A 26,767-nucleotide genomic window follows, 5' to 3' on the forward strand; every position below is an offset into this window, starting at 1 on the left:
TCACTACCGGGGCAGCACCACGACATAGGCGGCCGGGTCGCGGTCGCCGGATGCCATCAGGGCCGTGCGGATCACCGTCGCCTGTTGCCCCAGGGACTCCCGCAGCTTCTTGGGGGTGATGTAGACGACCGTGATCCCCAGGCGTTCCAAGTGCTCGCGCTTGCGCGCGTATTCCGACCAGAGGGCGTCGTCGTCCTGGCGGGGGGCCCGGGTGTCCAGCTCGACCGCGACCGCCTGCTCGGGCCAGTACGCGTCCAGGCCGCCGAGGTGGGGGCCGCCGGGCAGGCGCAGGTCCACGTTCCAGACCGGGTCGGGCAGGCCGTACTCGGCGACCATCCGGTAGAGGCGGTCCTCGGCGATCGCCCGGCCCTCGGCCAGCAGCGAGTCCACCGCGTCCACCACGTGCGGGCGGTTCAGCAGCTTCGCCTGGGTCAACGCCCTTACGACCGCCGCCGGTTCGCAGTGCCGGGCGCGTACCGCCTCGGTCAGCAGCCGGCGTACCGCGTCCGCGTCCGTCAGCTCCGCCACCGCGTCCGCCAGCGCGCGCGGCACCGGCGCCACTGGCAGGCCCGTCACCGCGCAGGGGGTGGGCAGGGAGGGGGTGCGCAGGACGCGGACGTACCCGCTGGAGCGCAGCCGGCGCAGGCGCGGGATCAGGACGTCGACGCGGGCCAGGGAGAGGAGCGGCGGGGTGGAGGAGAACCCGTGCAGGGTGAGGGCCGCGAGGCCCGTGATGACCGCGTCCGTGTACACCGGGCGGTGCGGCTCGTCGGCCGTGGGCTGGGCCGGGACGCCCGGGGTCGACTCCCGCGCCGTGTACAGCAGAGCCCCGTGCAGCCGCTCCTCGCTCGTCGCCGGGCCGGGGTGGAGCAGGACCACGCCGGGCAGCAGCTGCTGCCAGGGGCCGCCGGAACGGCACTGTTCGTTCAGCTCGGCCGTGGAGACGCCGTGGGAGCGGAGCTGGCCCGCCGTCAGAACACGGCGGTGGACCTCGGAGAGGTGACGGAGGGGGCGGGGGGAGAGCGGGGTGTTGTGCGTCATGGCGTCGGGATTCCCGCGCTTCGCCCCTCCTTTAACCGCTGTTACACGGCCGTCGATGAATGCGGACAAGGCGGTACTAAAGGACGCGTGTTCGGGTGCCGAGTAGGCAGGGAAAACCCCTGGTCCAATCGGGTGTGGACCAGGGGTTACGGCTGCTATTGCCTGAATTCCGTAACGGTCACCGACCGGGAAAGCTCAGGCCAAGGATCACGCTCCGGCGGCCGCCGTGTCGCACGCCTGTGCGCGCAGCGAGCGCGCCAGGTCGTCCCGCGCCTCCAGCACCAGCCGGCGCAGCGCGGGCGCCGCGTCCGCGTGGGCCGCAAGCCACGCGTCCGTCGCGTCCAGCGTCTCCTGCCGGTCCTGGAAGCCGGGGAACAGGCCCCGTACGACGTCCATGCCGATCTGGATCGACCGCTCCTGCCACACCCGCTCGATCGCCGCGAAGTACTTCTCGGCGTACGGCGCCGTCAGCTCCCGCTGCGAGGGCCGGTCGAAGCCCGCGATCGTCGCCTCCACCAGCGCGTTCGACAGGGCGTCGGACTCCACGACCTGCGCCCAGGCCTGCGCCTTGACCGCCGCCGACGGGCGCGCGGCCAGGCAGCGGACCTGGTGGCGCTTGCCGGACGCCGTGTCGTCACGGGCCAGTTCGGCCGCGAGGACGGACTCGTCGGCCACCCCGTGGGCCGCCAGCGGCTCCAGGAACGCCCAGCGCAGCTCCTGGTCCACCTCCAGGCCCTCGACCGTCTCCGTGTCGTCGAGCAGGCCCTTCAGCAGCGCCAGATCCGTCTCGCCGGCGGCGACCGTGGCGAAGAACCGGGCCCAGGCCAGCTGGTGCTCACTGCCGGGCTCGGCCGCCTGCAGCTCGCGCAGCGCGCCCTCGGCGAGCAGTTCCTCGCCGGTGGCCCGCCACTCGGGGGCCGCGTAGTGCACCAGCGCCGAGTCCGCCCAGGCGTGCAGCATCTGCAGCACGCCGATGTCGGACTCCCGGCCCGCGAACCGCAGCACCAGGTCCACGAAGTCCCGCGCCGGCAGCAGGGCGTCCCGGGTCAGGTTCCACAGCGCCGACCAGCACAGGGCGCGGGCCAGCGGGTCGGTGAGCGCGCCGAGGTGCTCGCGCAGGGTGGCCAGCGAGGTCTCGTCGAAGCGGATCTTGCAGTAGGTCAGGTCGTCGTCGTTGACCAGCACCAGCTCCGGGGCCTCGGCGCCGGCCAGCTCCGCCACGACCGTGCGCGGACCCTCGACGTCCGTCTCCACGCGCGCGTACCGCTCCAGGGCGCCCTCGGGCGTACGGCGGTACAGGCCCACCGCGACCCGGTGCGGGCGCTCCTCGGGGTGCGACTCCGGTGCCTCCTGCACCACCGCCAGCTCGGCCACCCGGCCCTCGGCGTCCAGCAGCACCTGCGGGGTCAGCGAGTTCACCTCGGCCGTCTGCAGCCAGGAGCGGGCCCACGCGGACATGTCCCGGCCGCTGGTCTCCGCCAGCACCGACAGCAGGTCGCCGAGGCGCGTGTTGCCGTACGCGTTCCGCTTGAAGTAGCGGCGGGCGCCCTCCAGGAACGCGTCCTGGCCGACGTACGCCACCAGCTGCTTGAGCACCGAGGCGCCCTTGGCGTAGGTGATGCCGTCGAAGTTGAGCTTGGCGTCCTGCAGGTCGCGGATGTCCGCGGTGATCGGGTGCGTGGAGGGCAGCTGGTCGGCGCGGTAGGCCCAGGCCTTGCGGCGGTTGGCGAAGGTGATCCAGGCGTCTGTGAAGCGGGTCGCGCCGACGTTCGCGAACGTGCCCATGAAGTCCGCGAAGGACTCCTTCAGCCACAGGTCGTCCCACCACACCATGGTGACCAGGTCGCCGAACCACATGTGCGCCATCTCGTGCAGGATGACGTTGGCCCGCGCCTCGTAGGAGGCCTGCGTCACCTTCCCGCGGAAGATGTACTCCTCGCGGAAGGTCACCATCCCCGGGTTCTCCATCGCGCCCAGGTTGTACTCGGGCACGAACGCCTGGTCGTACTTCCCGAACGGGTACGGGTAGTCGAAGTGCTCGTGGAAGAAGTCCAGGCCCTGCTTGGTGATCAGGAAGACGTCGTCGGCGTCGAAGTGCGGGGCGAGACCCTTGCGGCACATCGCGCCGAGCGGGATCTCCAGCTTCGTCCCGTCCTCGAGGATCCGCTCGTAGGAGTCCGTCACATAGTGGTACGGACCCGCCACCACGCACGTGATGTACGTGGAGATCGGCTTCGTCTCCGCGAACCGCCAGACGCCGTCGGTGAGTTCGCCGGCGCCGTTGCTCCACACCGTCCAGCCCTCGGGCGCCTGCACCTCGAAGCGGTACGGCGCCTTCAGGTCCGGCTGCTCGAAGTTCGTGAAGACACGGCGGGCGTCGGCCGGCTCGTACTGGGTGTAGAGGTAGACCTCGCCGTCCTCGGGGTCCACGAAGCGGTGCATGCCCTCGCCGGTGCGGGAGTAGGCGCACTGCGCGTCGACCGTCAGCTCGTTCTCGGCCGCCAGGTCGTCCAGCGCGATCCGGGTGCCGTCGAAGACCTCGCCCGGGTCCAGATCCTTCCCGTTCAGCGTGACCGACGTCACGCTCGGGGCGACCAGATCGGCGAACGTGGACGCGCCCGGCTCGTTGCAGCGGAACCTGATCGTGGTCACCGAGCGGAACGTGCGCGGTCCCGCGTCCCCGTCGCCCACGGCGGAACGCAGGTCCAGCGCCACCTCGTACCCGTCGACGGACAGCAGGGCGGCCCGCTCCCGGGCCTCGTCGCGGGTCAGATTCTCACCGGGCACGGGCGGCACTCCCTCGTGATCGCTTGGATGGGATGGATCAGGACCGATCCTGCCACGCACTCCTGACACGGGACACCAGGGAATGAGGATGGTGAAGGGAATGTTGACCTTTCAAAAGCCCATTCCGCTGAGGAGACGCATGTCCGAGACCGTGACCACGAGCGGCAAGACCCCCGTGGACTTCTGGTTCGACCCGCTGTGCCCCTGGGCCTGGATGACCTCCCGCTGGGTGCTGGAGGTGCAGAAGGTCCGCGAGATCGAGGTCCGCTGGCACATCATGAGCCTCGCCGTCCTCAACGAGAACAGGCTGGACGAGCTGCCCGAGGAGTACCGGGAGATGCTCGCCGTCAAGGCATGGCAGCCGGTGCGCGTGGTCACCGCGGCCTGGCAGAAGCACGGCGCGGACATCCTCGGCCCGCTCTACACCGCGCTCGGCACCCGCTTCCACAACAACGGCGAGGGCGCGACGCCGGAGGCCATCGCCGGTGCGCTCGCGGACGTCGGCCTGCCCGCCGAGCTGATCGAGTACGCCGAGCAGAAGGACTTCGAGTTCGACGCCGAGCTGCGCGCCTCCCACAAGGAGGGCATCGAGAAGGTCGGCCAGGACGTCGGCACCCCGGTCATCGCGGTCCCGGGCCCCGACGGCGAGCAGATCGCCTTCTTCGGCCCGGTCGTCACCCCCGCCCCCAAGGGCGAGGAGGCGGCCCGCCTGTGGGACGGCACCCTCGCCGTGGCCTCCGTCCCCGGCTTCTACGAGATCAAGCGGACCCGCACCAAGGGCCCGGACTTCAGCAACCTGTAGGTCCTGAACCTGTAGGTCCTGAACCTTGTGAGCCCTGCCGAACGGGCCCGGTCAGCGCCGGGCCCGTTCCCGCGCCTCCGCCAGGCGCCCGAGGTGCTCCTCGTACCCCTTCGCGTAGTACGCGGCCCGGTCCGCGTCCGGCTCGACGACACGGGTGGGCTCGGTCCAGGCCGCCGTGTCCAGGGCCGTGCCGAACCGCTCGGCCGCCGCCAGCACCGCGCCCCGCGCGCCCACCTCGCCCTCGACCACGCGCAGCGGGCGGCCCAGCACGTCCGCCAGGAGCCGCATCCAGGCGGGGCTCCGGGTTCCGCCGCCGCACACCGCAAGTGTTCCGGTCAGGCCCGCCGCCGCCAGGCAGTGCCGGGCCGCGTAGCCGATCCCCTCGCAGGTGGCGCGGATCAGGTCGGCGGGCGTCGACTCCAGGGAGACGCCGGTGAGTTCGGCCCGCAGCCGGGGCTCCACGAAGGGAGCGCGCTCGCCGGAGGGCGCGAAGTACGGCAGTACACGCACCCCGTGGGCGCCCGGCGGGGTGGCGGCCAGCAGGGCGTCGACCTCCTCGTGCCGCACGCCCGTCGTGTTCAGCACCCAGTCCAGGGCCGCCGTGCCGACCATCGCGGGCATCGCGCGCAGCCAGTGACCGGGCCGGTCGGTGGAGATGTACAGGCCGGCCGGTTCGCCGCCGAGGTCCAGGTCCGTGGTGGCGACCAGGGCGGCCAGGCAGGTACCGACGATCAGCAGGCCGTCACCGGGCGCGGTGACACCCGCGCCGAGCGCACAGGCCGGCAGGTCGTACGGCCCGTTCGCCAGCCGGGTGCCGGGCGGCAGCCCCGCGCCGCGCGCCGCGCCCGTCGCCACCGGATCGCTGACCGGCGCGAGCAGGCCCCGGCGGTGGGTCAGGCCGAGCAGCTCCACGACCCGGTTGTCGTAGGACCGGGTGCGCGGGTCCAGGAACGGCATCGACGCGTCCGACACGTCCGTCACCGCCCGCGCCGCGCCGGTCAGCCGCTGGAACACCATGTCCTTGCAGTAGACGGCCGCAGCGGCCGCCTCCAGGGCCTTCGGCTCGTACCGGTCGAGCCACGCCAGCAGCGGGCCCGGGCAGCCCGGGAACATCGCGCTGCCGGTGCGCCGGAACACGGTCTCGAAGGTGCCGTCCGCCAGCCACTGGTCGACCAGTTCATGGGCCCGGCCGTCCATCCAGGAGGCCGCCGGCCGCACCGGTCGGCCCGCCCCGTCCACCAGCCACACCCCGTCGCCCTGCCCGGTCAGCCCGGCCAGCTCCACCGGCTCCGGCACCCGCGCGGTCAGCGCCCCCAGTACGGCGACGACCGCCCCATACACCTCCTCCATGTCCTGCTCCACGGCCCCACCGCGCAGGTCGAGCCCCACCGGCCGTGCCTCGACGCCCAGTTCGCGCCCCCCGCCGTCGAACGCGGCGGCCTTCACCATGGACGTGCCCACATCGATCCCGACGAACATGCGGTTCCCCTTTTTTGGCTTCGTTCGCCTACGGGGGCGCCTCAGCCGGTGTCGAGAGCGCGATCGTGTTCAGCCCTTCGGGCCTCCGCGCTCCCCCAAGCTCTCGGCTTCGCTCGAGCAGGGGGCTCCCATGCACTCTCGACACCGGCGCGCCCCCTCCGGCTCTCTTCGCGGCCGACGCGTCGGCACACCGTGCGTGGGTGGGCCGTTACCGGAGGCAGTGCGCGAGCGGCTCCCCGCGCACCCAGCGGCCCACCTCGGCGGCGGCGATCCGGGCCGCCTTCTCCGCCACCGCCCGGCTGGCCCCGCCCAGATGCGGGGTGAGGACGACACGGTCGGCGAGACCGGGCAGCCGGGAGTCCGGCGGGAGCGGTTCGCGGGCGTAGGTGTCCAGGGCCGCCGCCGCGAGCCGCCCGCCCTCCAGCGCGTCGCACAGCGCGTCCTCGTCCAGCAGCGGCCCCCGGGCCGCGTTCACCACCACCGCCCCGGGCGGCAGCAGTGCCAGTTCGCGGGCGCCGATCAGACCGCGGGTCTCGGCGGTGAGCCGGGCGTGCAGGGTGATGACGGCGGAGCGGCGCAGCAGGTCGTCCAGCGCGGACACGCGCAGCCCGTGCACCTCCCCGCGCACGTAGGGGTCGTACACCATCACCCGAGCCCCGAAGGCGCACAGTACCCGGGCCACCCGGCTGCCCACCGCGCCGTAGCCGACGAGTCCGACCGGCAGGTCCTCCAGCTCCAGACCGCTGTGCTGGTAGGTGTAGTACGCCGATCCGGCCCAACTCCCCTCGCGGGCGAGGAGTTCATGGGCCTGGGGGATGCGGCGCAGGGCGGCGAGGAGCAGGCCGACGGTGAACTCGGCGGTGGCGGCGGCGTTGCGCCCCGGCGCGAAGCACACCCGGACGTCGTGCCGCTCGGCCGCCTCCAGGTTGACGTTGACCGGTCCGCCCCGGCAGACCACGACCAGCCGCAGCTCCGGGCAGGCGCCGAGGACGCGTTCGGTGACCGGGCCCATCTGCGTGACGAGGACCTGCGCGCCGGCGAGGGCGCCGATCAGCTCGTCCTCGGCGTCACTGGCCTCGCTCACCTCGGCGACGGGACCGAAGGGCTGCAGGGGCCAGCCGAGGGTCAACTCCCGTACGTCACAAGGGGCTTCCTTTCCGAGCGCGGCCGTGATGAGGGACGGCAGGACGAAGTGGTCGCCGGCGGCCACCACACGCACACTGGAGGTCATCGCAGGGTGTCTCCCGTCTCGGCGTCGAAGACATGGGTGAGTCCGGCCGCCACCCGGACCCGCTCGTCGTGCGCGAGGCGGACCTCGGGCCCGGTGAGCACCACCAGGTGCCGCTCCACCCCGTCGAGGGCGAGCGTGGCGATGCCCGACTCCAGCAGGGGTTCGTGGGCCACGACCCGGGCGGCGACGCCGTCGGCGCCGCCGGTCAGGCGCAGGTCCTCGGGGCGGATGCCGACCATCAGGGCCCGGCCCTCGGCCACCGGCACCGGCAGCGCGATCCGCACCCCGGCGGACAGGCGGGCGTGGCCGTCGGAGGTGGCGGTGCCGGGCAGCAGGTTGACCGCGGGCTCGCCGACGAAGTCCGCCACGAAGGCGGAGGCGGGGCTGTCGTAGATCTCGTGGGGCGTGCCGAGCTGCTGGATCACACCGTCGCGCATGACGGCGATCCGGTCGGCGAGGGACAGGGCCTCCTCCTGGTCGTGGGTGACCAGGATCGTGGTGTGCCCCAGGTCGCGCTGGATGCGCTTGAGCTCCCGGCGGGTGGTGTCGCGCTGGGCCGCGTCCAGATGGGACAGCGGCTCGTCCAGGAGCAGGACGTCCGGTTCCCGGATCAGCGCGCGGGCCAGGGAGACGCGCTGCTTCTGCCCGCTGGACAGTCCGGCCGGGCGGGCGTCGAGGACATCGGTGAGGCCGACCCGCTCGGCGATCTCGGCGACCTTGCGCCGCACGTCCCCCCGATGGCTTCTGCGGCGGGCCTTCAGCCCGAAGGCCAGGTTCTCCGCGACCGTCAGCGGCGGATACAGCGCGTAGTTCTCGAAGGCGACCCCGATGTTCCTCTCCTGCGCCGGACGGCCGACCACCGAGGCGCCCCCGACCAGGATGTCCCCGCCGGTCACCGCCTCCAGACCCGCGATCATCCGCAGCGTGGTGGACTTGCCGCAGCCCGACGGGCCCAGCAGCCCGAGGAGTTCACCGGACTTCAGACTCAGGTCCAGGCCCCGGACCGCCTCCACCGCCGGACGGCCCCGCGACCGGTAGGTCTTGCGCAGCTCACGCAACTCCAGCGCGGTCATCGCCCTCCCTCGGATCCGTGGCGCACACCTCGTAACGCACCTTGTGCTCGTCCAGATCGCGCAGCGCGTCCGGCGACGCCCCGTCGTCCACCAGCAGCAGGTCGAAGCGGGCGAGCGGGGCGACCCGGTGCAGGGCGACCCGGCCCAGCTTGGTGTGGTCGACCAGCAGCACGTTGCGCGCGGCCGCGTCGAGCATCGCCCGCTTCACGGAGACGATGTGCTGCTCCTGGTGGTAGGCGTAGCCGCCGTGCACGCCCGACGTCGACACGAAGCCCACGTCCACCCGCAGCTGCTCGACCGCCTCCACGCAGGACACCCCGAGGAAGGAGGAGTGCAACTGGTCGTAGTCGCCGCCGAGCGCCATCAGATGGATGCCCCGCCGGCCCGCGAGCAGGTTGATCGCCTCCAGGAAGTTGGTGACGACCGTGAGCGGGGTGATCTCGCCGAGTCGCAGCCGGCGGGCTATCTCCAGGGTGGAGGTGGAGTCGTCGAGGAGGATCGCCATGCCGGGCTCTATGGACTTCAGCGCCCGCTCGGCGAGCGCGGCCTTCTGCGGGCGCATGGTCTTCAGCCGGTACTGCACGTTCGACTCGAACACCCCGGACGGCTGCGCGGTCACCCCGCCCCGGAACTTCCGTACGATGCCCTGCCGTTCGAGTTCGTCCAGGTCCCGGTGGATGGTCATCAGGCTCACGCCGAAACGCTCGGCCAGTTCGGCCGCGGAGGCCGAGCCCTCGGCCAGCACGAGTTCGGCCATGGCGGCCTGCCGGGCCGCGGGTCCCTGCTGTGCACCTGTGCTCATCACGTGCTCTTCCCGATCCGTCGTCCTGGACGCCCTGGCCGGTCGGCCTCGAACACCAGCAGGTTCTCAGGCCGGACGGCCGGGCGGACCGGTTCGTCGGGACGCGGCGCGGCCCCCTTCCCCCGGGGTGCGACGAGCGACAGGTACTGCGCGCCGATCCGCACGGTGACCTCTACGAACCGGCCGAGCACCTCGGTGACGTAGACGGACCCGGAGAGCCGGTGGCCGTCCCCGGCCAGGGAGACGTCCCGGGGTCGTACCCCGACCAGCACCTCGCTGCCGGCGGGCACCGGCACGGGAAGCGGCAGTTCGATCGCGCCGTCCGCCGACCGGAAGGCTCCGGTCTCCGTCACCGCCCCCGGCAGCAGATTGATCCGGGGCCGTCCGAAGGCCCGGGCGACCTCGGTGTCGCAGGGGCGGTACCAGATGTCCTCCCGGGTGCCGGTCTGTACGATCCGCCCGTCCCGGATGACCCCGATCCGGTCCCCGAGCGCCAGCGCCTCGACGGAGTCGTGGGTGACGTACAGCGTGGTGGTGCGCCGGACGGCCCCGATCGCCTTCAGCTCGGCCCGCATCTGCTGGCGCAGCTTGGCGTCCAGGTGGGAGAGGGGTTCGTCGAGGAGGAAGGCGCGGGCCGGGCGGACCAGCACCCGGCCGAGGGCGACCCGCTGCCGCTGCCCGTTGGACAACTGCCCCACGGACCGGTCCAACAGGCTGCTGATGCCGAGCAGTTCGGCGGTCGCCCCGACCCGTTCCCGGGCCTCGGCGGCGGGCAGCCGGTGCCGCGGGGAGCGCAGCGGCGAGACGAGGTTGTCGTACACCGAGCGGTGCGGATAGAGGGCGTAGCTCTCGAAGCACATGGCCACACCCCGGTCGTACGGCTCCACGTCCCGCACGTCCCGCCCGTCGATCTCGACGGTCCCCGAATCCGGCCGCTCCAGACCGGCGACGGTCTTCAGCGTGGTGGTCTTGCCGGCTCCGGACGGCCCGAGCAGACAGAAGAACTCACCGTCCTCCACCCGGAGTTCGATCCCGTCGAGGGCGGTCGTACGGCCGTAGGACCTGTGGACGTCCCGCAGCGCGACGCTCACGACTTCACCGCCCCGAACGACAGCCCGCGCACCAGATACCGCTGGATGGTCAGCGCCAGCAGCAGCGGCGGTACGACGGAGACCAGCGCGGCCGCGGCCGTCAGGTTGTACTTGGGCCGGTCGCCGCCCAGGAAGGACAGCGCGCCCACGGTCACGGTCTGCGCCGAGCTGGAGGTGAGGATCAGCGGGAAGACGAAGTTGTTCCAGGCGAAGATGAACGCCAGCAGCGACACCGCCGCGATGCCCGGCTTCACCAGGGGCAGGGCCACCTTGAAGAATGCCTGCTTGCGGGAGTAGCCGTCGAGCAGCGCGGCCTGCTCCAGCTCCGGGGTGAGATCGGCGAAGTACGACCGCATGATCCACACCACCAGCGGCAGCGTGACCAGCTGCAGCACCCACACCATGCCGACGTACGTGTCGAACAGCCCCAGCTTCTGGTAGAGCACGAACAGCGGGATGATCACCGTGAGTTCGGGCGCGAACCGGAACGACAGCAGCGTGAACATCAGGTTCTCCGAGCCCCGGAACCTCCAGCGCGCCGAGGCGTACGCCGCCGGCAGCCCGACCACCAGCGAGAGCGCGACCGCGCCCACCGACACCACCAGGCTGTTGACGAAGAACCGCACGAAGGGGATGCCCTCGCTGCCGCCCAGCACGGTCCGGTACGAGTCCAGCGTCGGGGTGAACGAGAAGTAGGTGCTGAAGAGCTGGTCGGCCGGCTTGAGGGACAGGATCACCATCCAGGCGACCGGGAAGAGCGCGAAGAGGAAGTAGAGGACCAGGGCGGCATCGGCCAGCCACCCCGACAGGCGTTTCTTGTACGTCACTTGACCTCGGCCGCCTTCCGCTGGATGCGCCCCAGATGCCGGACGAGGATCATCGCGGCCAGATACACCACGGCCCACAGCACGATCGTGTAGCTGATCCCGAAGGAGTACCGCTGGAAGCGGATCGCCTCCAGATACGCCCGGATCTGCAGGACGACCGTGGAGTCGCCGGGGCCGCCCTCCGTCAGGGCGTAGATGATGTCGAAGACCTTCAGCGAGTCCATGAACCGGAAGATCACCGCGACCAGCACGTACGGCCACAGCATCGGCAGGGTCAGCCGCCGGAAGGTGTACCACCAGCCGGCGCCGTCCACGGCCGCCGCCTCGAACGGGGAGGCGGGCAGCGACCGCAGACCGGCCAGCGCCAGAATCGCCACGAACGGGGTGTAGACCCAGACGTCCACGGCGATCGACGACAACAGGGCGCCGGTGGGCGTGTCCGTCCACTGCACTCCGCCGAGCCCGAAGGGCCTCAGCAGGTGGTTGACCACGCCGACCGACGGCTGGAGCATCAGCTTCCAGATGATCGCCGCGATCACCGGGGCGATCATCAGGGGCAGGATCAGGATCTTCTCCAGGACCCGGCCGACCAGGGACGAGCGGTGCAGCAGCAGGGCGACGGCGACCCCGAGCACGGTCTCCACGGCGGCCGCGCCGACCGCGTACAGCACGGTCACCCAGGCCGAGTTCCAGAAGGCGTCCTGCGTGAAGACCGTCTCGTAGTTGTGCAGCCGGACCATGTCGGGCTGCGGCTTGCTCGCCGAGAAGTCGAACAGCGTGTAGTACAGACCGAGCGCGAACGGGTACAGAATCCCGCAGGTCAGCAGCAGCGCCGGGACGACGAGGACATACGGCCGCAGGGCGACCCGCCAGCCCATCGCCCTCAGCCCACCTTGGACTTGAGGTCGCCCGCCAGCCCGTTCAGCACGGACCCGGCGTCCTTCCCGCCGTAGATCTCCTGGAGCGCGGCGGCCCAGCTGGTGGTGGCGTCGAAGAACTGGGCCTGCGGGGTGAACTGGATCTTCGTCTGGTCGACGACCGTCTCGAAGGTCTCGATGAAGCCGGGCAGGTGCCGCATCTTGTCCTTGTAGGCGCCGTCCTGGCTGACCGACTTCCGCACGGGGTCGATGTGGTTGTTCGTGAGGGCGGCCCGGCGCAGGTGCTCCTTCCCGGTCGCCCACTGCAGGAAGAGCCAGCCGGCGCTCTTCCGCCTGCTCCTGGCGTTCATGCCGAGCGACCAGATCCACATGTTGGTGGCGAGCGACCCGTCCGGTCCCTTGGGCCCGGGGTGGAAGGCGATCTTCCCGGAGGCGGGCGAGGCTCCCTTCACGGCCTGGAAGTAGGCGGCCGTGTCCGCGTCGAACAGCATCGCGGCCTTCTTCGCGCCGAGGTCGCTGGAGCACTGGTACCAGGTGTACGACGTCCAGGACGGCGGCCCGCCCTGCTTCACCATGCCGGCCCAGTCCTCGGTGAAGGCGACGGCCTTCGGGGTGTTCATGGCGGGCGTGAGCCTCCCACCCTCGACGGTGAAGTCGTGCAGCCCGTTGCGGGCGTACATGGTCATGAACCCGGGGTGGATGGTGGCCCAGCTCCTGGACCCCCGTACGGCGATCCCGTACATACCGTCGAACCCGGCACCCGGAGCCTTCTTCTTGATCACCCCGGCCAGTTCGCGCAGCTCGTCGAAGCTCTCGGCCGGCTTCAGCCCCAGCTTGCCGAACACCTCGGTGTTGTAGGCGACCACGTTGGTCTCCCAGCCCCACGGCAGCGCGTACTGCCCGCCCCGGCCGAGCGGGGCGCCCGCCTTCAACGACCACTGGTCGGCCTGCAGGAGGTTCGGGAAGAAGTCGGCCTGGTCCCATTCGGCGCCGGTGGCCGAGGAGTTGCGCATCCACGGCCCGAGGTCCTCCAGCCACCCCGGTGGCCCGTACTGCCACACCATGTAGGCGCCGAGCATGAAGACGTCGTAGGAGGCGCGCCCGCTGGACAGGTCGACGGTGAGCTTGTCGAAGTAGTTGTCCTCGGGGAAGACGTCGTACTTCACCTCGATGCCGGTCTTCTCGGTGAAGGACTTCAGGTCGGCGATCAGGGCGTCGGTGTACGGGTGCTTGTTGAGCAACGCCTTGACGGTCGTGCCCTTCTCCCGCCTCCAGTCGAAGGAGCCGGTGACGTCGTCCGCGGCCGAACCGCCGCCCTTGTCGCTGTCGTCGCCGCCGAAGCCGGTACCGCAGGCAGACAGCAACGGGGCCGCGACGGTGGCGGCGGTGAGGGCTCCGGTGAGCGCGAGAAAGCGCCGGCGGTCGTGCACGTGCCTGTTCATCCGTGACCTCCGTCGGTGGGGCGGTGGGGTCGGGCGGGGTTAACAGCGCGAGTCGACTCGATAACAGAGGGTGTAACGGCAAAGGGAGGCCGTCAATCCCTTGCGCGCGGGGAAATCAGGGGGAAATCTCGGAGAGAGGTGGGAAGTTCACAGATACCTTCGCTATCTGCGGGAGGTCCGGATGGGGTTGGCGTGGCTCGGGATCGACCTCGGGACGCAAGGGGTGCGCGCCCTGCTGGTGACGGCCGACGGCGGTGTCCTCGGCAGCGGTGCGGCGCCCCTGCGGCGCGGGCGGCGGGAGGGGGTGCGGCACGAGCAGGACCCGGAAGAGTGGTGGGAGGCGGTGTGCGCGGCCTGCGGGCGTGCGCTCGACGGGGTGCGGGTGGGCCTCGGCGGGGTCGCGGTGTGCGGGACCTCCGGGACCGTACTGCTCACCGACGGCACCGGCAGCCCGGTGAGTCCGGCGCTGATGTACGACGACGGGCGGGCGGCGGCCGAGGCGGGTCGGCTGCGGTCGGCGGGGCTCACGGTGCAGGACACCTGGGCGCTGCCGAAGGTGCGCTGGCTGGTCGACCGCCACGGACCCGGCCGGGTCGCGCACCAGCCCGACCTGGTCACCGCGCGGCTCGTCGGCGGGCCCGTCCCCGCCGACTCCAGCCACGCCCTGAAGACGGCGTACGACGTGGAGCGCGACCGCTGGCCGGACCTCACCGGCCTGCCCGCGGGAACCCTCCCGGACGTCGTACACCCCGGCACCCGGCTCGGTGAGGTCTGCCCGGCCGCCGCCGAGGCCACCGGCATCCCGGCCGGCACCCCGGTCATCGCGGGCATGACGGACGGCTGCGCGGCACAGATCGCCTCGGGTGCGCTGCGGGAGGGCGCGTGGAACTCGGTGCTCGGGACGACCCTGGTCCTGAAGGGAGCCGCCGCGGCCCCGGTCTACGACCCGACCGGCGTGGTCTACAACCACCGTGCGCCCGACGGCACTTGGATGCCCGGCGGCGCCTCCAGCGTCGGCGCCGGTGTGCTCACGGCCCGCTTCCCGGGCGCCGACCCGGCCGTGCTGGACGCCGAGGCGGCCGCCTTCGAGCCCTCGAACGCGGTCGCCTACCCCCTCGTCTCCCCGGGCGAACGCTTCCCCTTCCACACCCCGCACGCCACCGCCCTCCTCCTCGGCGTCCCGGAGTCGGACGCCGACCTGTGGGCCGCCCTCCTCCAGGGCGTCGCCCTCACGGAACGCCTCTGCCTGGACTACCTCCACCACCTCGGCGCCCCCCTGCACGGCCCTCTCACCTTCACCGGTGGCGCGGCCCGCAGCCCCTACTGGACCCAACTCCGCGCCGACGTCCTGGGTCGCCCGGCCAGGGTTCCGCAACAGCCCGAACCCGCCCTGGGCATGGCCGCACTGGCCGCCCACGGCACCGGCGCCGCACGCACGCTCGCCGACGCGGCCGAGCGCATGGCCCGCCCCGGCACGACCGTCGACCCGCGCCCGGACCGTTCGGCCCGCTTCATCGAGCCGTACGCCCGGTTGGTGGGCGAGCTGGAGTCCCGGGGGTGGCTGCCGAAGGAGGTCGCCGCACATGCGCGGGCGCGGCTGGCCCGGGATACTCCGGGCTCATGAGTACGACCCTCCTCCTCGCCCGCCACGGCCAGACCGTCTGGCACGCCGAGAACCGGTACGCCGGGGTGAGCGACGTGGCCCTGACCGATACGGGGCGCGCCCAATCCGAGGCGCTGGGCCGCTGGGCCGCCGCCCACCCCGTGGACGCGATCTGGACCTCACCCCTCTCCCGGGCGATCGCCACCGCCGAGCCGGCCTGCCGTGCCCTCGGCCTCACCCCGCACCGCGAAGTCGACCTGCGGGAATGCGACTTCGGCGTGGTGGAGGGCCGTACGCTCGCCGAGTTCGAGGCCGAGAACCCGCAGGCGGCGGAGGCCTTCCGCGCCGACCCGGTGGCGCACCCCTTCCCCGGCGCCGAGGACCCCCGCGCCGCCGCAGCCCGAGGCACGGCCGCCCTGCGCCGGATCGCCGCCGCGCACCCCGATGAGCGGGTCCTCGTCGTCGCCCACAACACCCTGCTCCGACTGGTGCTGTGCTCGCTCCTGCACATCCCGGTGGCGGAGTACCGCCGCGTCCTGCCGAGGTTGCGCAACGCGGCGGTGAGCGAGATCCGCGTCACGGAGCACAGCGCCGCGCTGCTGTCGCTCAACATCCCCTGCGCGTGACCGGTCACGGGCGTGGCAGCAGCCCCCCGCTCCGCCCACCCGGTGGAACTTCGGGTCAGTCGTTCGATGGACCCTAGGGGTGGGGAAGACCCCCGCAAGTCACGTCCTTGCGGGGGTCTTCTCTCATCCGCCTGCCGGCGTGAAAGGTGAGAAGACGATCACGAGGCAGGACGTCTCAGGGGGCGAGCAGGAGCACGTCCGTGCGGGACCTCGCCGCCGCGTAACGCCTGGCCACGTCCTGCCAGTTGACCACCTGCCACATCGCCTCCACGAAGTCCACCTTCTGGTTGCGGTACTGGAGGTAGAAGGCGTGCTCCCAGGCGTCGAAGACCAGGACGGGGGTCGCGCCCTGGCCGACGTTGCCCTGGTGGTCGTAGACCTGTTCCACGATCAGCCGTCCGCTGAGCGGCTCGTAGGCGAGGACGCCCCAGCCGGAACCCTGGGTGGTGGCCGCCGCCTTGGACAGCTGCGTCCTGAACGCCGCGAAGGACCCGAAGGACTCCCTGATCGCCTCCGCCAGCTCGCCCACCCCGTCCTGCGCCAGCGGCTCGCCGCCGCCGTCCTTCGGGCCGGTCATGTTCTGCCAGTAGATGCTGTGCAGGATGTGGCCGGAGAGGTGGAAGGCCAGGTTCTTCTCCAGGCCGTTGATGGCTCCCCACGACTCCTTGTCCCGCGCCTCGGTGAGCTGCTCCAGCGTGTCGTTGGCGCCCTTCACATAGGCCGCGTGGTGCTTGTCGTGGTGCAGCTCGATGATCTCGGGGCTGATCACGGGGGCGAGCGCGGAGTAGTCGTAGGGCAGGTCGGGCAGCGTGTAGACGGGCATGGGGGGTCCCCTTCGAACCTCTTATTGCAAAGAGCTTGCAACTACACGCTAGCAACAAAAAGACCCCCGCGGGTGCACCGCGGGGGTCTTTCGGGAGGGGCTCGAAGCGGAAGGGCGAGGTCAGGACCTGGCCCGCACCCGCTGCCGCACGTACCCCACGACCGCCAGGAACAACGTCATCCCGCCGGTCGAGTACAGCTGAACCCGAGTCCCCTGCTCCCGGGCCATCAGTACGAAGATCGCCGCCATCCCCGCCAACGCGACCCACGTCAGGAACGGGAACGCCCACATGCGGACGGCCAGCTTCTCCGGCGCCTCCCGCTCCACGCGCCGCCGCAGCAGCAGCTGGGAGACGGCGATGAAGATCCAGACGACCAGGATGACCGCGCCGATCATGTTCAGCAGCCAGGGGAAGACGTCGTCCGGCCGCCAGTAGCTGAGCAGCACGCACACGAAGCCGAAGACGGAGGAGGTGAGCACGGCGATGCGCGGCACCCCGTCGGAGGCCTTCGCCAGGACCTTGGGACCCTGACCGCGCTCCACCAGCGAGTAGGCGATGCGCGAGGAGCCGTAGATGTTGGCGTTCATCGCGGAGAGCAGGGCGACCAGCACGACGACCTTCATCACCTGGCCGGCGCCGGGAATGCCGAGATGGTCGAGGGCGGCGACGTACGGCCCCTTGTCCGGATTCGCGATGTCCTTCGAGTCCCACGGGACCAGCGTGACCACGACCGCCATGGAGCCGACGTAGAACAGCGCGATGCGCCACATCGCCGTACGGACCGCGCCCGCCACGCCCTTGACCGGGTTCTCGGACTCGGCGGCCGCGATCGTGACCGTCTCCAGGCCGCCGTAGGCGAAGACGGAGGCGAGCAGACCGACGACCAGACCCTCGCCGCCGTGCGGGAAGAAGTCGGTGAGGTGGGAGGTGCCCGGGGCGTCCGTGCCGGGGAGCACGCCGGCGATGGCCAGCCCGCCCAGGACCAGGAAGAGGCTGATCGCGCCGACCTTCAGCGCCGCGAACCAGAACTCGAACTCGCCGAAGTTCTTCACCGCGGCCAGGTTCGCCCCGCAGAACACCAGCATGAACAGGGCGACCCAGGCCCACTGCGGGGTGCCCGGCAGCCAGCCGGTGACGATCTTCGCGGCGGCGATGCCCTCCAGGCCGACGGCCGTGCACAGCAGGACCCAGAAGGACCAGCCCGCCGTGAAGCCCGCCCAGGGGCCCATCGCCCGCTCGGCGTGCGCGGAGAAGGAGCCCGACGACGGGTGGGCGGCGGACATCTCGCCGAGCATCCGCATCACCAGCATCACCAGGAGGCCGGAGAGAGCGAAGGCGATCACGATGGACGGTCCGGCCGCGGCGATACCCGCGCCGGAGCCGACGAACAGGCCCGCGCCGATCACACCGCCGAGGGCGATCATCGACAGGTGGCGCTGCTTGAGACCGTGGGAGAGGGAGGCGCCGTCCTGCTGCTGCGGTGGCGTCTCGGTGGTGGTGTTGCTGGGCATGGGCGCGGCTCGTCCAGTCCATGAGGGTGGGCAAAAACGCCCACAGTCTGGGCGGCCCGTCCGCTCACACGGACAGGCGGCCCAGTATGCGGACACCCGCTTTACGCAGGGTGAGTCCGTGGTTACGCGGCCACGGGTGTGTAGTGCGAGGCGTCGCCCTCGATCGAGTAGCTCTCCTTGCCCTCGATGCCGACCGGGATGTCACCGGCGACGGTCACCCGGTGCAGACGGCGCGGCCGGCCGTCGTAGTTGTCGATGGCGTAGTGCTGGGTGATGCGGTTGTCGAAGAGGACCAGCTGGTTCGGGGACCAGCGCCAGCGCAGGATGTTCTCCGGACGGGTGACGTACGCCTGGAGCAGGTCGAGGATCCTGCGGGACTCGCCCACCGAGAGGCCGACGATCCGCTGCGCGAACCCGCCGATGAACAGTCCGCGTTCACCGGTCAGCGGGTGGACGCGGACCACCGGGTGCGCGGTGCGGTACGTGATGGACGTGAACTGGGCGCGCTGGGCGGCCTTCTCCTCGTCGATCTCCTCGGCAGGCACCGCGTAGTCGTAGTCGTTGGTGTGCTCGGCCCACAGGGTGTCGGCGAGCCGGCGCAGCGGCTCGGGCAGGTCGCGGTAGGCGGCCGCCGCGTTGGCGATCAGGGTCTCGCCGCCGTACGGCGGGACGGTGATCGAGCGCAGGGTGCTGGCCTGCGGCGGGTTGAGGACGAAGGTGACGTCCGTGTGCCAGTGGTTGGCGCGGCCCCGCTCGCTGTCCACGGGCAGCACGTTCGGGGCGCCCTCGACGGCGCCGACCGTCGGGTGGGCGGTGGTCAGGTCGCCGAGGTGGCGGGCGAAGGCCTGCTGGCCCGCGTCGTCGAGGTTCACGTCGTCGAAGACGAGCGCCTTGTGGACGTTCAGGGCCTCGCGGATCGCGGCGACCTGCTCGGGGGCGAGTGGCCGGGAGATGTCGACGCCGGAGACCCGGGCGCCGATGCGTGCGGTGACCTTGGTGATCTCGATGGACATGCTCGTCGGTCCTTTCATGCGAGGGTCATACGAGGGATGCGGTGTACTGGTTGGCGGGGCGGGGGAGGCCGTAGCGCTCCCGCAGGGTCTGGCGGGGGCTGTACGCGGTGCGGAGCAGGCCGCGCGTGCGCAGGATCGGTACGACGTGTTCGACGAACGCCTCCAGACCGGAGGGCAGCACGGCCGGCATGATGTTGAAGCCGTCGGCGGCGCCCTGCGTGAACCAGGTCTCGATCTGGTCGGCGACCTGCTCGGGCGTCCCGGCGAAGGTGAGGTGCCCGCGTCCGCCGCCGAGCCGCCCGACCAGCTGCCGTACGGTCAGCCGCTCGCGCCGGGCCAGCTCCACGATGAGCGTGTAGCGGCTCTTGGCGCCCTCGATGGCCGACTCGGGAGGGAGACCGGCCGGGAGCTGTGCGTCCAACTCCAGCGTCCCCGAGGGAAGTTGCAGCAGGCTCTCCAGGCGGCTCACCCCGTGGTCGTACACGATGTGGTCCTCCAGCAGCCGCTCGGCCGTTCGCGCCTCGGCTTCCGTCGAGCCGACCACCGGGACGATGCCGGGCAGCACCTTGACGTGGTCGGGGTCCCTTCCCGCCTGTGCGGTGCGGGACTTGAGGTCGCCGTAGAAGGCCTGCGCGTCCTGCAGTGTCTGCTGGGCGGTGAACACCGCCTCCGCGTACCGGGCCGCGAACCCTCTGCCGTCCGCCGAGGAGCCCGCCTGCACGAGCAGGGGGTAACCCTGGGGTGTGCGCGGCACGTTGAGCGCGCCCTCGACGCTGAAGTACGTCCCCCTGTGCCGGGGCGGATGGATCTTGGCGTCGTCGCCCCAGACTCCGGCCGCCTTGTCGGCGACGATCGCGTCGTCCTCCCAGCTGTCCCAGAGCTTGAGGGCCACGTCCAGGAACTCGGCGGCGCGGGCGTACCGCTCGGCGTGCGCGGGTTCGCCGTCCAGGCCGAAGTTGCGGGCGGCCTCGGCGCCCGCGGTGGTGACGATGTTCCAGCCCGCCCGGCCACCGCTGATGATGTCCAGTGACGCGAACTTGCGGGCCAGGTTGTAGGGGGAGTTGTAGGAGGTGGACGCGGTGGCGATCAGACCGATGTGCTCGGTGGCCGTCGCGAGGGCGGTGAGCAGGGTGAGCGGTTCCAGGGCGCCGGCCGGGCGCTGGGCGACGCTGCCCCACAGCTGCGGGCCGTCGGCCAGGAAGAGGGAGTCGAAGGTGCCGCGCTCGGCGATGCGGGCGAGCCGCACGTAGTGGTCCAGCTCGACGTGCGCGTACGGGTCGCTCTCCGGCAGCCGCCAGGACGCCTCGTGGTGGCCGGTGTTCATCAGGAACGCGTTCAGGTGGAGCCGGCGGGTCATGCGTGGTCCTCCGTGACACCGAGCGCGGCCAGCAGCCGCTCGCGGTATTCGGTCAGCACCGGCTCGCGGTAGGAGCGCGGGTGCGGGCGGTCGATGGCCAGGTCGAGGCCGATCCGGCCCCGGTCCAGGACGAGGACCCGGTCGGCGAGCACGATCGCCTCGTCCACGTCGTGGGTGACGAGCAGCACCGAGGGCCGGTGGCGCTCCCACAGCTCGCGCAGCAGGTGGTGCATCCGGATCCGGGTCAGCGCGTCCAGCGCGCCGAACGGCTCGTCGGCCAGCAGGAGTTCGGGTTCGCGGACCAGGGAGCGGGCGAGTGCGGCCCGCTGCGCCTCGCCGCCGGACAGCTCGCCCGGCCAGGCCCGCTCGCGGCCCTTCAGGCCGACTTCGGCCAGCGCCGAACGGCCGCGCTCGACGGCGTCCTTGCCGTCCAGGCCGAGGAGTACGTTGTCCAGCACCCGGCGCCAGGGCAGCAGCCGGGAGTCCTGGAACACGACCGAGACCCGCTCGGGCGCGGTGAGCCGCCCGCTGCCGGCAACCCCGTGGTCGAGGCCCGCGACGGCTCGCAGCAGGGTGGACTTGCCCGAGCCGCTGTGTCCCAGCAGGGCTGTGAACTGGCCGGCGGGCAGGTCGAGGTCGATGCCGTCGAGGACGGTACGCCCCTCGAACGACCGGGTCAGGCCCCGCAGCCGGACGGCGGGCCGGGTCAGCTGCTCAGTGTGCGGCGCCACGACAGCACCCTCCGTTCGATCAGACGGACCACGCTGTCGGAGACCAGGCCGAAGACGCCGTAGATCAGGAGGCCGACCAGGATGACGTCGGTCTGGCCGTAGTTCTGCGCCTGGAACATCAGATAGCCGAGGCCGCTGGTGGCGTTGATCTGTTCCAGGACCACCAGGCCCAGCCAGGAGCCGGTGACGGCGAGCCGGAGTCCCACGAAGAATCCGGGCAGCGCCCCGGGGATCACGACCTGCCGAATGAAGGCGAACCGTGACAGGCCCTGCACCTCGGCGAGTTCGACGTAGCGGCTGTCGATGCCGGACAGCGCGGCGTGCGTGTTCAGGTAGAGAGGGATGTAGACGACGATCGCGATGATGGCGATCTTGAAGGTCTCCCCGATGCCCAGCCAGAGGATGAACAGCGGGATCAGACCGAGGGTCGGGATCGCCCGGTTGAGCTGCACGGTCCCGTCGATCAGTGCTTCACCGGCCCGGCTGAGCCCGGCGGCGAGCGCGAGGGCGACCCCGGCGGTCAGACCGATCGCGAAGCCGTACGCGGCCCGCGTCAGCGAGGTCAGGATGTCGGTGGGCAGCGTGCCGTCGGTCCACAGGTGGGCGCCCGTTCTCAGCACGGTCCAGGGCGCCGGGATCGCACCCGGGTCCAGCCGGCCGGCGGCCGAGGCGGCGGCCCACAGGGCGAGCAGCAGCAGCGGGCCGGCCAGCCGGGCCGCGGGCAGGCGGCGGCCGGGGGAGAGGCGGCGGCGCCGGCGGACCTGGGGGAGTTCCCCGGCGGCCGTGGCCGCCACGGCGGTCGTCGTCGTGGTCACGGCGCTCACCTCCGGTACTCCGCCGGTACGGCCTTCGCGGCGAGGGACTCGAAGCGGTGGTCGAAGAGCGAGGAGACGTCGAACTTCTTCACGAAGCCGCCCTCGGCGAGCAGGTCGGCCGTCTCCTGCTCCCACTTGATCGCCTCGTCCCAGCTGGGCGGGAAGAGAGGCTTGTTGGCGAGCTTGCTGATGCCCCGGGCCTGGTCGAGGGTCAGGTTCTGCGTCTTCACGTAGAACTCCTCGTTCCACACGTCCGCGTGCTCGTACTGCCACACCTGGCCCTTGGCCCACTCGGGGATGTAGGCGGCGATCGCCGCGGCCTTCGCCGGGTCGTTCAGCACGGACTGCGGCGCCCACAGCAGGTTGAGCAGGTCGACGACGTCGGTGGGGATGGTGTGGGCACCCTTGCCCTCGTACTGCTTGAGGTAGGCGGGTGCCTGGCTGTTGGCGAGCGGGGCGATGTCCACCTGCCCGGACTGCAGGGCGGTCAGGAACTGGTTGCTGGTCAGCGGGACCAGCTTCACCTCGTCGTACTTCAGCCCCGCCTGCTTCAGCGCCCGCAGGAGTACGACACCCTGCGCCTGTCCCTGGGAGAAGGCGAGCTTCCTGCCCTTGAAGTCCGCGACCGTGCGGATGTCGCTGCCCGGCTTGGTGGCGAAGAGGTAGTTGGGCTTGCGGGTGATGTTGATCGCGACGATCTTCGCGTCGAAACCCTGGTAGTGCGCCTGGATCGGCGGGATGCCCGCGTTGTTGGCGAGGTCCAGGGACTTGGCGCGGAACGCGTTGATGACGTCCGGACCGGCCCCGATGTTCACCCAGCTCGACACCGTGAACGGCAGCGCGGGCAGCTTCGCCAGCCTGAACTGCAGCTGCTGCGTGCCCTGGTACGAGGCGATCTTCAGACTGGTGCCGGACGGGACCTTGTCGGCGAGTGGCTTGGTGGCGGCGCCCCTGGTGTCGGCGGCGGCGCTGCCGTCCGCGCAGCCGCTGAGGCCGGTGACGGCGGCGGACGCGCCGAGCAGGGACGTGAGAAAGACACGACGGTGCATGGGAGGACTCCCGGGGAAAAAGAGCGAGCGGAAAGGCAGGAGGAATTCCGGGAAGGCAAGCCGGAGCAGGAAGAACTCACGCAGCAGGAAACACGCGCTTCATGCGCGGCAATGTGTCAGCAACAGAGGGTGCGACAGCTCGTGAGAGGGCTCATGACCAGGATGTTCCCGGCCATGAGCGACCCCTGTCAACATTCCGAGTTTCTGAATTAAATAGCCTCAGATGACGCACCCAACGGATCCCGGAACAGCACATCCAGCAGCACAGAGCCGCCCGCCACCGCCAGCACGGAATCCGGGAAACTCGTCGGCAGCACGGCCGCGGACCGGTGATTTCCGGCCGCTTCCCGCAGCGCGGCCAGGCAGTCCTCCCGGTGCATGACACCCACCTCGGTCACGACCACCGTCTCGGGATTGAGCACGTCCAGCAGCAGCCCCGCCGCCCGCCCGGTCATCCGCGCCCGTTCCACCAGCAGCCGTATCGCCACTGCGTCCCCGGCCTGCGCCGCCGCGAGCACATGCATCGGGTTCACCCCGTCGATCACCCCGGCCTCCCGGGCCCGCCGGCACAACGTCCGCTCGCTCAGCTCCACCTGGAGGCAGCCGGTCCGCCCGCAGTCGCACGGCTCGGTGCCGCCCGGCACCGGAAGATGGGCGATCGCACCGGCCTGGGAACGCGGCCCGTGGTGCACCTCGTCGTTGGTCGCGAAGGCCGCGTCGACCACGTTGCCGACGAACAGATGCAGCACGCTGCGGCTGCCCCGGACCCGCCCGAACAGCCGCTCGCCGTTGACCAACGCCCGCGCGTGCCCGTCCACCTGGACCGGCAGTCCGGTGCGGGCGCCGAGCAGCTCCCGCACCGGCACCTCGCGCCAGCCCAGCAGTTCGTGCTCGACGACGGTGCCCGTTTCCCGGTCGACCCAGCCGCCGACCGCGACCCCGACCCCCAGTGGCCGGCGGCCCGGCGCCTGCGCGAGCAGCGCCTCCAGGCCCTCGGCGGCCCGGGCCAGCACCCGGCCCGGATCGGTCCGTTCGTGCTTCAGCCGCCGCTCGGCCACCACGCGGCCGCGCAGGTCCAGCAGCGCCACGGTGGTGTACGGCACGGCCACGTGCACCCCGCCGACCACGAATCGCTCACGGTCGAGGTCGACCGGCACATGCGGCCGGCCGACCCCGTTCGAACGGCGGGGCGCCGCTTCCTCACGGATCAGCCCGAGCCCGGCCAGCCGGGCGCAGTGCTCGGTCACCGATGCGGGTGACAGCCCGGTCAGCCGGGCGATGGTGCTGCGCGCCACCGGCCCGTGCTCCAGCACGGAGCGCAGCACGACGCTGGCACTCGTACGCCGCCGATCGCTGTCGGCGGCACGGGGAACGGGGGAGACAAGGGTGGATGCCGCGGTACGGGGCATGGAGAACCGTCCTCGGAAACGGGGCCGACACGTCTCGGAGAGGAGCGGCACGCCGCAGAGCGCCGCTACCCCGGGCGGCGACAGGTGGCCGTGCCCTGGCGTCGCAGGTCGACGTAGCGACGCGACGTGAAGTACCGGGCCTGGGCAACCATGCGTTCGAAGCTAGCAAAGCGTCCGCGCGCTGCCCAGACGGCGACCGACGGGCGAGACGGCCACCGGGGCATTGGTGGAACCCTACAGACGCGGCGTCAGGTCTCCCCGTACCATGCACCACTTCACCTCAGTGACCGGCATCACGCCGTACCCGGTGTAACTTGCAGCCTTTGTTCGGAGCCCACCAAGGGCCGGTTCCCGCCTTTGTCGAGCACCGACGGTGATCGGCGTGCGGCGGCCGGGATAGCGTCACGGTGTTCCCACGTGCCCACACCACTCGCGGAGTCCCCATGAGCACCGCCACCGTCGCCGCCCGCCCCGGCGCCGTCCTCGCCGACCTCCTTCCCGCGTCCCGCGTGCGCGACGCCGCCCTCGTCCTCGGCGGCGCGGCGCTCACCGGTCTCGCGGCCCAGCTGTCGGTTCCGGTGCCCGGCTCCCCGGTTCCGGTGACCGGCCAGACCTTCGCCGCGCTGCTCGTCGGCACCGCGCTCGGCGCCCGCCGCGGCTTCCTCTCCCTCGCCCTGTACGCCGTCGCGGGTGCCGTCGGCGTGCCGTGGTTCGCGGGCGGCACCTCCGGCTCGGGCGCCGTCTCCTTCGGCTACATCCTCGGCATGCTGCTCGCCTCCGCCCTGGTGGGCGCGCTGGCCGCCCGCGGCGCCGACCGCTCCCCGCTGCGCATGGCGGGCACGATGATCCTCGGCGAGGCCGTCATCTACGCCGTCGGTGTCCCCTACCTGGCCGTGGCCGCCGGCATGTCCGCCTCCCAGGCGATCTCCCTCGGCCTCACCCCGTTCCTCATCGGTGACGCCCTGAAGGCCGCCCTGGCGATGGGCCTGCTGCCCACCGCCTGGAAGTTCGTCAGCAAGCGCTGACGCCGTAGTTCCTGCGGAAGAGGTTCGCCGGGTCGTACCGCTCCTTGAGCCCGGCGAGCCTCTTTCGCGTCTCCGGGCCGTAGAGACCCGCACTCCGGTCCCCGGCCCCGAAGGCGAAGTTCAGCGCCCGGCCGAGGGTGTCGTCGGCCGGCAGCGCGAACGCCGGGTCGAGCACGGCCCGCGCCTGCTCCCGCTCGCCGACCGTCAGCAGCCGTACCAGGAACCGTCCTTCGCGGTACGGCACCGCGTTCGGCGCCGGCCGGCCGAGCGCCCCGCCCAGGTGGTTGACCTGGACCACACACATCCGGGGCGCGTCCGGCCCGGTCCGCCGCAGCAGTTCCCCGGCCCGCTCCACGTCCAGCTCCCGCAGCACCGCGCTGTCGCCGTAGTAGGCGTGCGGGAAGTCCGGGTCGCTGTGGATGGTGTGGCTCTCGGCGTACGGCATCACACGCAGCGAGTCCGCGAGCACCGGCCCGATCTCCCGCAGCGGCGCGACGCGTTCGTCGCCGTCGGCGCCCGTGTGGGCCACCCGGATCGAGACGACGTACCGTCCGCGCAGATGATGCGGCAGCGCGGGCAGGTCCGGGTACGGCACGGCGGCGAAGGACGAGGTCAGCCCGTCCGGCACCGTCCGCGTCCATTCCTCGTACGCCCGCAGCGCCTCCGCCGGGTCGACCACCCGCCCGTCGAAGGAGACCGAGCCGCCGTACAGCGTCCGCACCGGTACGAGGCCGATCTCCAGCTCGGTGACGATGCCGAAGTTCTGCCCGGCGCCGAGCAGCGCCCAGTACAGGTCCGCGTCGGAGTCCGGGGTGACCCGGCGCAGCTCGCCGTCGGCGGTGACGACCTCCAGCCATCGCACATGGTCGGCCGCGTACCCGAACTCCCGCGCCAGGATGCCGAGTCCACCGCCGAGCGTGTACGACACCGCGCCCACGCCCGGCGCCGACCCTCCCCCACTGCCTAAAGCGTGGGAGGTACCCCCATCCGCGGTGCCAGCCCGTACGGCTCGGCCGCCGCGACCACCTGCCCCCAGCGGACCCCGACCTGCACCCGCACGGTACGGGCCTCGGGGTCGACGGTGATCCCGTCCATCCGGCGGGTCGTGACCAGCACCCCGCCCTCGGCGGCGCCGGGCAGCCCGTGCTCGGTCGCCCGGACGCCGACGGGCAGGTTCTCGGCGGCCGCGTACCGCACCGCCGCCACCACGTCGGCGGCCGAGCGGGCGGCCACGACCACGGCGGGCCGCTGGGTGAAACCGAGCTGGAATCCGGCGAGTTCGTCCGCTTAGCCCAAGTCGCCCGAGCGGAGGAGGACCAGGTCTGTGCTGTCGTCCACGAAGGTCATGACG

At 71.7% G+C, this 26,767-nt stretch carries 22 protein-coding genes and 1 pseudogene; 4 read left to right on the forward strand and 19 right to left on the reverse strand.

Annotated features, from left to right (window positions below):
* Positions 1-3: 3 nt before the first annotated feature.
* Both ACIF83_RS02070 and pepN read right to left on the reverse strand, forming a co-directional pair.
* Complete coding sequence (locus ACIF83_RS02070; protein WP_393464818.1) at positions 4-1,041, reverse strand: hypothetical protein; 1,038 nt, start codon at positions 1,039-1,041, stop codon at positions 4-6.
* A 207-nt stretch (positions 1,042-1,248) separates the two neighbouring features.
* On the reverse strand, positions 1,249-3,828 hold the full coding sequence (gene pepN / locus ACIF83_RS02075; RefSeq protein ID WP_393464821.1) for an aminopeptidase N: 2,580 nt from the start codon (positions 3,826-3,828) through the stop codon (positions 1,249-1,251).
* Positions 3,829-3,967: 139 nt separating this feature from the next.
* Between pepN and ACIF83_RS02080 the strand changes: the two genes are divergently transcribed.
* Complete coding sequence (locus tag ACIF83_RS02080; RefSeq protein ID WP_393464824.1) at positions 3,968-4,630, forward strand: DsbA family protein; 663 nt, start codon at positions 3,968-3,970, stop codon at positions 4,628-4,630.
* A gap of 51 nt (positions 4,631-4,681) precedes the next feature.
* Here the strand turns inward: ACIF83_RS02080 and ACIF83_RS02085 are convergent, their stop codons facing one another.
* The 8 genes from ACIF83_RS02085 to ACIF83_RS02120 form a co-directional block, all read right to left on the reverse strand.
* Positions 4,682-6,109, reverse strand: a complete 1,428-nt coding sequence (locus tag ACIF83_RS02085) for an FGGY family carbohydrate kinase (protein ID WP_399722830.1) — start codon at positions 6,107-6,109, stop codon at positions 4,682-4,684.
* A 208-nt stretch (positions 6,110-6,317) separates the two neighbouring features.
* Positions 6,318-7,340, reverse strand: coding sequence for a 2-hydroxyacid dehydrogenase (locus ACIF83_RS02090; RefSeq protein ID WP_393464830.1), 1,023 nt, complete (start codon positions 7,338-7,340; stop codon positions 6,318-6,320).
* Complete coding sequence (locus tag ACIF83_RS02095) at positions 7,337-8,413, reverse strand: ABC transporter ATP-binding protein (RefSeq protein WP_399722832.1); 1,077 nt, start codon at positions 8,411-8,413, stop codon at positions 7,337-7,339. The genes ACIF83_RS02090 and ACIF83_RS02095 overlap by 4 nt, the downstream gene beginning before the upstream one ends.
* Positions 8,391-9,215, reverse strand: a complete 825-nt coding sequence (locus ACIF83_RS02100; RefSeq protein WP_393464836.1) for a DeoR/GlpR family DNA-binding transcription regulator — start codon at positions 9,213-9,215, stop codon at positions 8,391-8,393. Before ACIF83_RS02100 ends, ACIF83_RS02095 begins: the two co-directional genes overlap by 23 nt.
* Positions 9,215-10,306: an ABC transporter ATP-binding protein gene (locus ACIF83_RS02105; protein ID WP_399722834.1), complete on the reverse strand. Its 1,092-nt coding sequence runs from the start codon at positions 10,304-10,306 to the stop codon at positions 9,215-9,217. Before ACIF83_RS02105 ends, ACIF83_RS02100 begins: the two co-directional genes overlap by 1 nt.
* A complete protein-coding gene (locus ACIF83_RS02110; RefSeq protein WP_393464842.1) occupies positions 10,303-11,133 on the reverse strand; it encodes a carbohydrate ABC transporter permease in 831 nt (276 codons plus the stop codon). The genes ACIF83_RS02105 and ACIF83_RS02110 overlap by 4 nt, the downstream gene beginning before the upstream one ends.
* Positions 11,130-12,011 (reverse strand): carbohydrate ABC transporter permease, encoded by an 882-nt coding sequence (locus tag ACIF83_RS02115; RefSeq protein ID WP_398140953.1) that lies wholly within the window; start codon positions 12,009-12,011, stop codon positions 11,130-11,132. Before ACIF83_RS02115 ends, ACIF83_RS02110 begins: the two co-directional genes overlap by 4 nt.
* A gap of 5 nt (positions 12,012-12,016) precedes the next feature.
* Positions 12,017-13,453, reverse strand: a complete 1,437-nt coding sequence (locus ACIF83_RS02120; RefSeq protein ID WP_399722837.1) for an ABC transporter substrate-binding protein — start codon at positions 13,451-13,453, stop codon at positions 12,017-12,019.
* 181 nt (positions 13,454-13,634) lie between these two features.
* On the opposite strand from ACIF83_RS02120, the gene ACIF83_RS02125 reads away from it, so the two are divergent.
* Together ACIF83_RS02125 and ACIF83_RS02130 are read left to right on the forward strand one after the other, a co-directional pair.
* On the forward strand, positions 13,635-15,077 hold the full coding sequence (locus tag ACIF83_RS02125) for an FGGY-family carbohydrate kinase (RefSeq protein WP_399722839.1): 1,443 nt from the start codon (positions 13,635-13,637) through the stop codon (positions 15,075-15,077).
* Positions 15,074-15,682 (forward strand): histidine phosphatase family protein, encoded by a 609-nt coding sequence (locus ACIF83_RS02130; protein ID WP_399722841.1) that lies wholly within the window; start codon positions 15,074-15,076, stop codon positions 15,680-15,682. The genes ACIF83_RS02125 and ACIF83_RS02130 overlap by 4 nt, the downstream gene beginning before the upstream one ends.
* A 175-nt stretch (positions 15,683-15,857) precedes the next feature.
* On the opposite strand, the gene ACIF83_RS02135 is transcribed toward ACIF83_RS02130, so the two are convergent.
* From ACIF83_RS02135 to ACIF83_RS02170, 8 genes are all read right to left on the reverse strand, one after another.
* Positions 15,858-16,505: a superoxide dismutase gene (locus ACIF83_RS02135; protein WP_399722843.1), complete on the reverse strand. Its 648-nt coding sequence runs from the start codon at positions 16,503-16,505 to the stop codon at positions 15,858-15,860.
* Positions 16,506-16,625: 120 nt separating this feature from the next.
* Positions 16,626-18,017, reverse strand: a complete 1,392-nt coding sequence (locus ACIF83_RS02140; protein ID WP_393464860.1) for an amino acid permease — start codon at positions 18,015-18,017, stop codon at positions 16,626-16,628.
* 122 nt (positions 18,018-18,139) lie between these two features.
* Positions 18,140-19,030 carry a TauD/TfdA dioxygenase family protein gene (locus ACIF83_RS02145; RefSeq protein WP_393464863.1) on the reverse strand — a complete coding sequence of 297 codons (891 nt, stop codon included), beginning with the start codon at positions 19,028-19,030 and terminating at the stop codon, positions 18,140-18,142.
* Between the two features lie 25 nt (positions 19,031-19,055).
* Positions 19,056-20,387: an LLM class flavin-dependent oxidoreductase gene (locus ACIF83_RS02150; protein ID WP_399722846.1), complete on the reverse strand. Its 1,332-nt coding sequence runs from the start codon at positions 20,385-20,387 to the stop codon at positions 19,056-19,058.
* The gene (locus ACIF83_RS02155; RefSeq protein ID WP_398140960.1) at positions 20,384-21,118 is read right to left on the reverse strand and encodes an ABC transporter ATP-binding protein; all 735 of its coding nucleotides are present in this window, start codon (positions 21,116-21,118) and stop codon (positions 20,384-20,386) included. Before ACIF83_RS02155 ends, ACIF83_RS02150 begins: the two co-directional genes overlap by 4 nt.
* Positions 21,094-21,942: an ABC transporter permease gene (locus ACIF83_RS02160; protein WP_393464872.1), complete on the reverse strand. Its 849-nt coding sequence runs from the start codon at positions 21,940-21,942 to the stop codon at positions 21,094-21,096. Before ACIF83_RS02160 ends, ACIF83_RS02155 begins: the two co-directional genes overlap by 25 nt.
* Positions 21,939-22,982, reverse strand: coding sequence for an ABC transporter substrate-binding protein (locus tag ACIF83_RS02165; RefSeq protein ID WP_399722848.1), 1,044 nt, complete (start codon positions 22,980-22,982; stop codon positions 21,939-21,941). The genes ACIF83_RS02160 and ACIF83_RS02165 overlap by 4 nt, the downstream gene beginning before the upstream one ends.
* A 209-nt stretch (positions 22,983-23,191) precedes the next feature.
* Positions 23,192-24,391: an ROK family protein gene (locus ACIF83_RS02170; RefSeq protein WP_399722850.1), complete on the reverse strand. Its 1,200-nt coding sequence runs from the start codon at positions 24,389-24,391 to the stop codon at positions 23,192-23,194.
* A 443-nt stretch (positions 24,392-24,834) separates the two neighbouring features.
* Here ACIF83_RS02170 and ACIF83_RS02175 point away from each other — a divergent pair, with 443 nt between their 5' ends.
* Positions 24,835-25,416 carry a biotin transporter BioY gene (locus ACIF83_RS02175; protein ID WP_399722852.1) on the forward strand — a complete coding sequence of 194 codons (582 nt, stop codon included), beginning with the start codon at positions 24,835-24,837 and terminating at the stop codon, positions 25,414-25,416.
* Here ACIF83_RS02175 and ACIF83_RS02180 read toward each other — a convergent pair.
* Positions 25,403-26,655: pseudogene (locus ACIF83_RS02180) on the reverse strand (FAD-binding oxidoreductase). The gene ACIF83_RS02175 and the pseudogene ACIF83_RS02180 overlap by 14 nt on opposite strands.
* Positions 26,656-26,767: the final 112 nt, after the last annotated feature.

Source organism: Streptomyces sp. NPDC085866 (assembly GCF_044541035.1).
Taxonomy (GTDB): Bacteria; Actinomycetota; Actinomycetes; order Streptomycetales; family Streptomycetaceae; genus Streptomyces.

Bases quoted from the DNA above. Each gene is read 5' to 3' on its own strand.
- ACIF83_RS02175 (WP_399722852.1), top strand. From the start codon at position 24,835: ATGAGCACCGCCACCGTCGCCGCCCGCCCCGGCGCCGTCCTCGCCGAC.
- ACIF83_RS02170 (WP_399722850.1), bottom strand. From the start codon at position 24,391: ATGCCCCGTACCGCGGCATCCACCCTTGTCTCCCCCGTTCCCCGTGCC.
- ACIF83_RS02145 (WP_393464863.1), bottom strand. From the start codon at position 19,030: ATGTCCATCGAGATCACCAAGGTCACCGCACGCATCGGCGCCCGGGTC.
- ACIF83_RS02080 (WP_393464824.1), top strand. From the start codon at position 3,968: ATGTCCGAGACCGTGACCACGAGCGGCAAGACCCCCGTGGACTTCTGG.
- ACIF83_RS02120 (WP_399722837.1), bottom strand. From the start codon at position 13,453: ATGAACAGGCACGTGCACGACCGCCGGCGCTTTCTCGCGCTCACCGGA.
- ACIF83_RS02115 (WP_398140953.1), bottom strand. From the start codon at position 12,011: ATGGGCTGGCGGGTCGCCCTGCGGCCGTATGTCCTCGTCGTCCCGGCG.
- ACIF83_RS02090 (WP_393464830.1), bottom strand. From the start codon at position 7,340: ATGACCTCCAGTGTGCGTGTGGTGGCCGCCGGCGACCACTTCGTCCTG.
- ACIF83_RS02150 (WP_399722846.1), bottom strand. From the start codon at position 20,387: ATGACCCGCCGGCTCCACCTGAACGCGTTCCTGATGAACACCGGCCAC.
- ACIF83_RS02100 (WP_393464836.1), bottom strand. From the start codon at position 9,215: ATGAGCACAGGTGCACAGCAGGGACCCGCGGCCCGGCAGGCCGCCATG.
- ACIF83_RS02130 (WP_399722841.1), top strand. From the start codon at position 15,074: ATGAGTACGACCCTCCTCCTCGCCCGCCACGGCCAGACCGTCTGGCAC.
- ACIF83_RS02085 (WP_399722830.1), bottom strand. From the start codon at position 6,109: ATGTTCGTCGGGATCGATGTGGGCACGTCCATGGTGAAGGCCGCCGCG.
- ACIF83_RS02095 (WP_399722832.1), bottom strand. From the start codon at position 8,413: ATGACCGCGCTGGAGTTGCGTGAGCTGCGCAAGACCTACCGGTCGCGG.
- ACIF83_RS02125 (WP_399722839.1), top strand. From the start codon at position 13,635: ATGGGGTTGGCGTGGCTCGGGATCGACCTCGGGACGCAAGGGGTGCGC.
- ACIF83_RS02070 (WP_393464818.1), bottom strand. From the start codon at position 1,041: ATGACGCACAACACCCCGCTCTCCCCCCGCCCCCTCCGTCACCTCTCC.
- ACIF83_RS02165 (WP_399722848.1), bottom strand. From the start codon at position 22,982: ATGCACCGTCGTGTCTTTCTCACGTCCCTGCTCGGCGCGTCCGCCGCC.
- ACIF83_RS02135 (WP_399722843.1), bottom strand. From the start codon at position 16,505: ATGCCCGTCTACACGCTGCCCGACCTGCCCTACGACTACTCCGCGCTC.
- ACIF83_RS02140 (WP_393464860.1), bottom strand. From the start codon at position 18,017: ATGCCCAGCAACACCACCACCGAGACGCCACCGCAGCAGCAGGACGGC.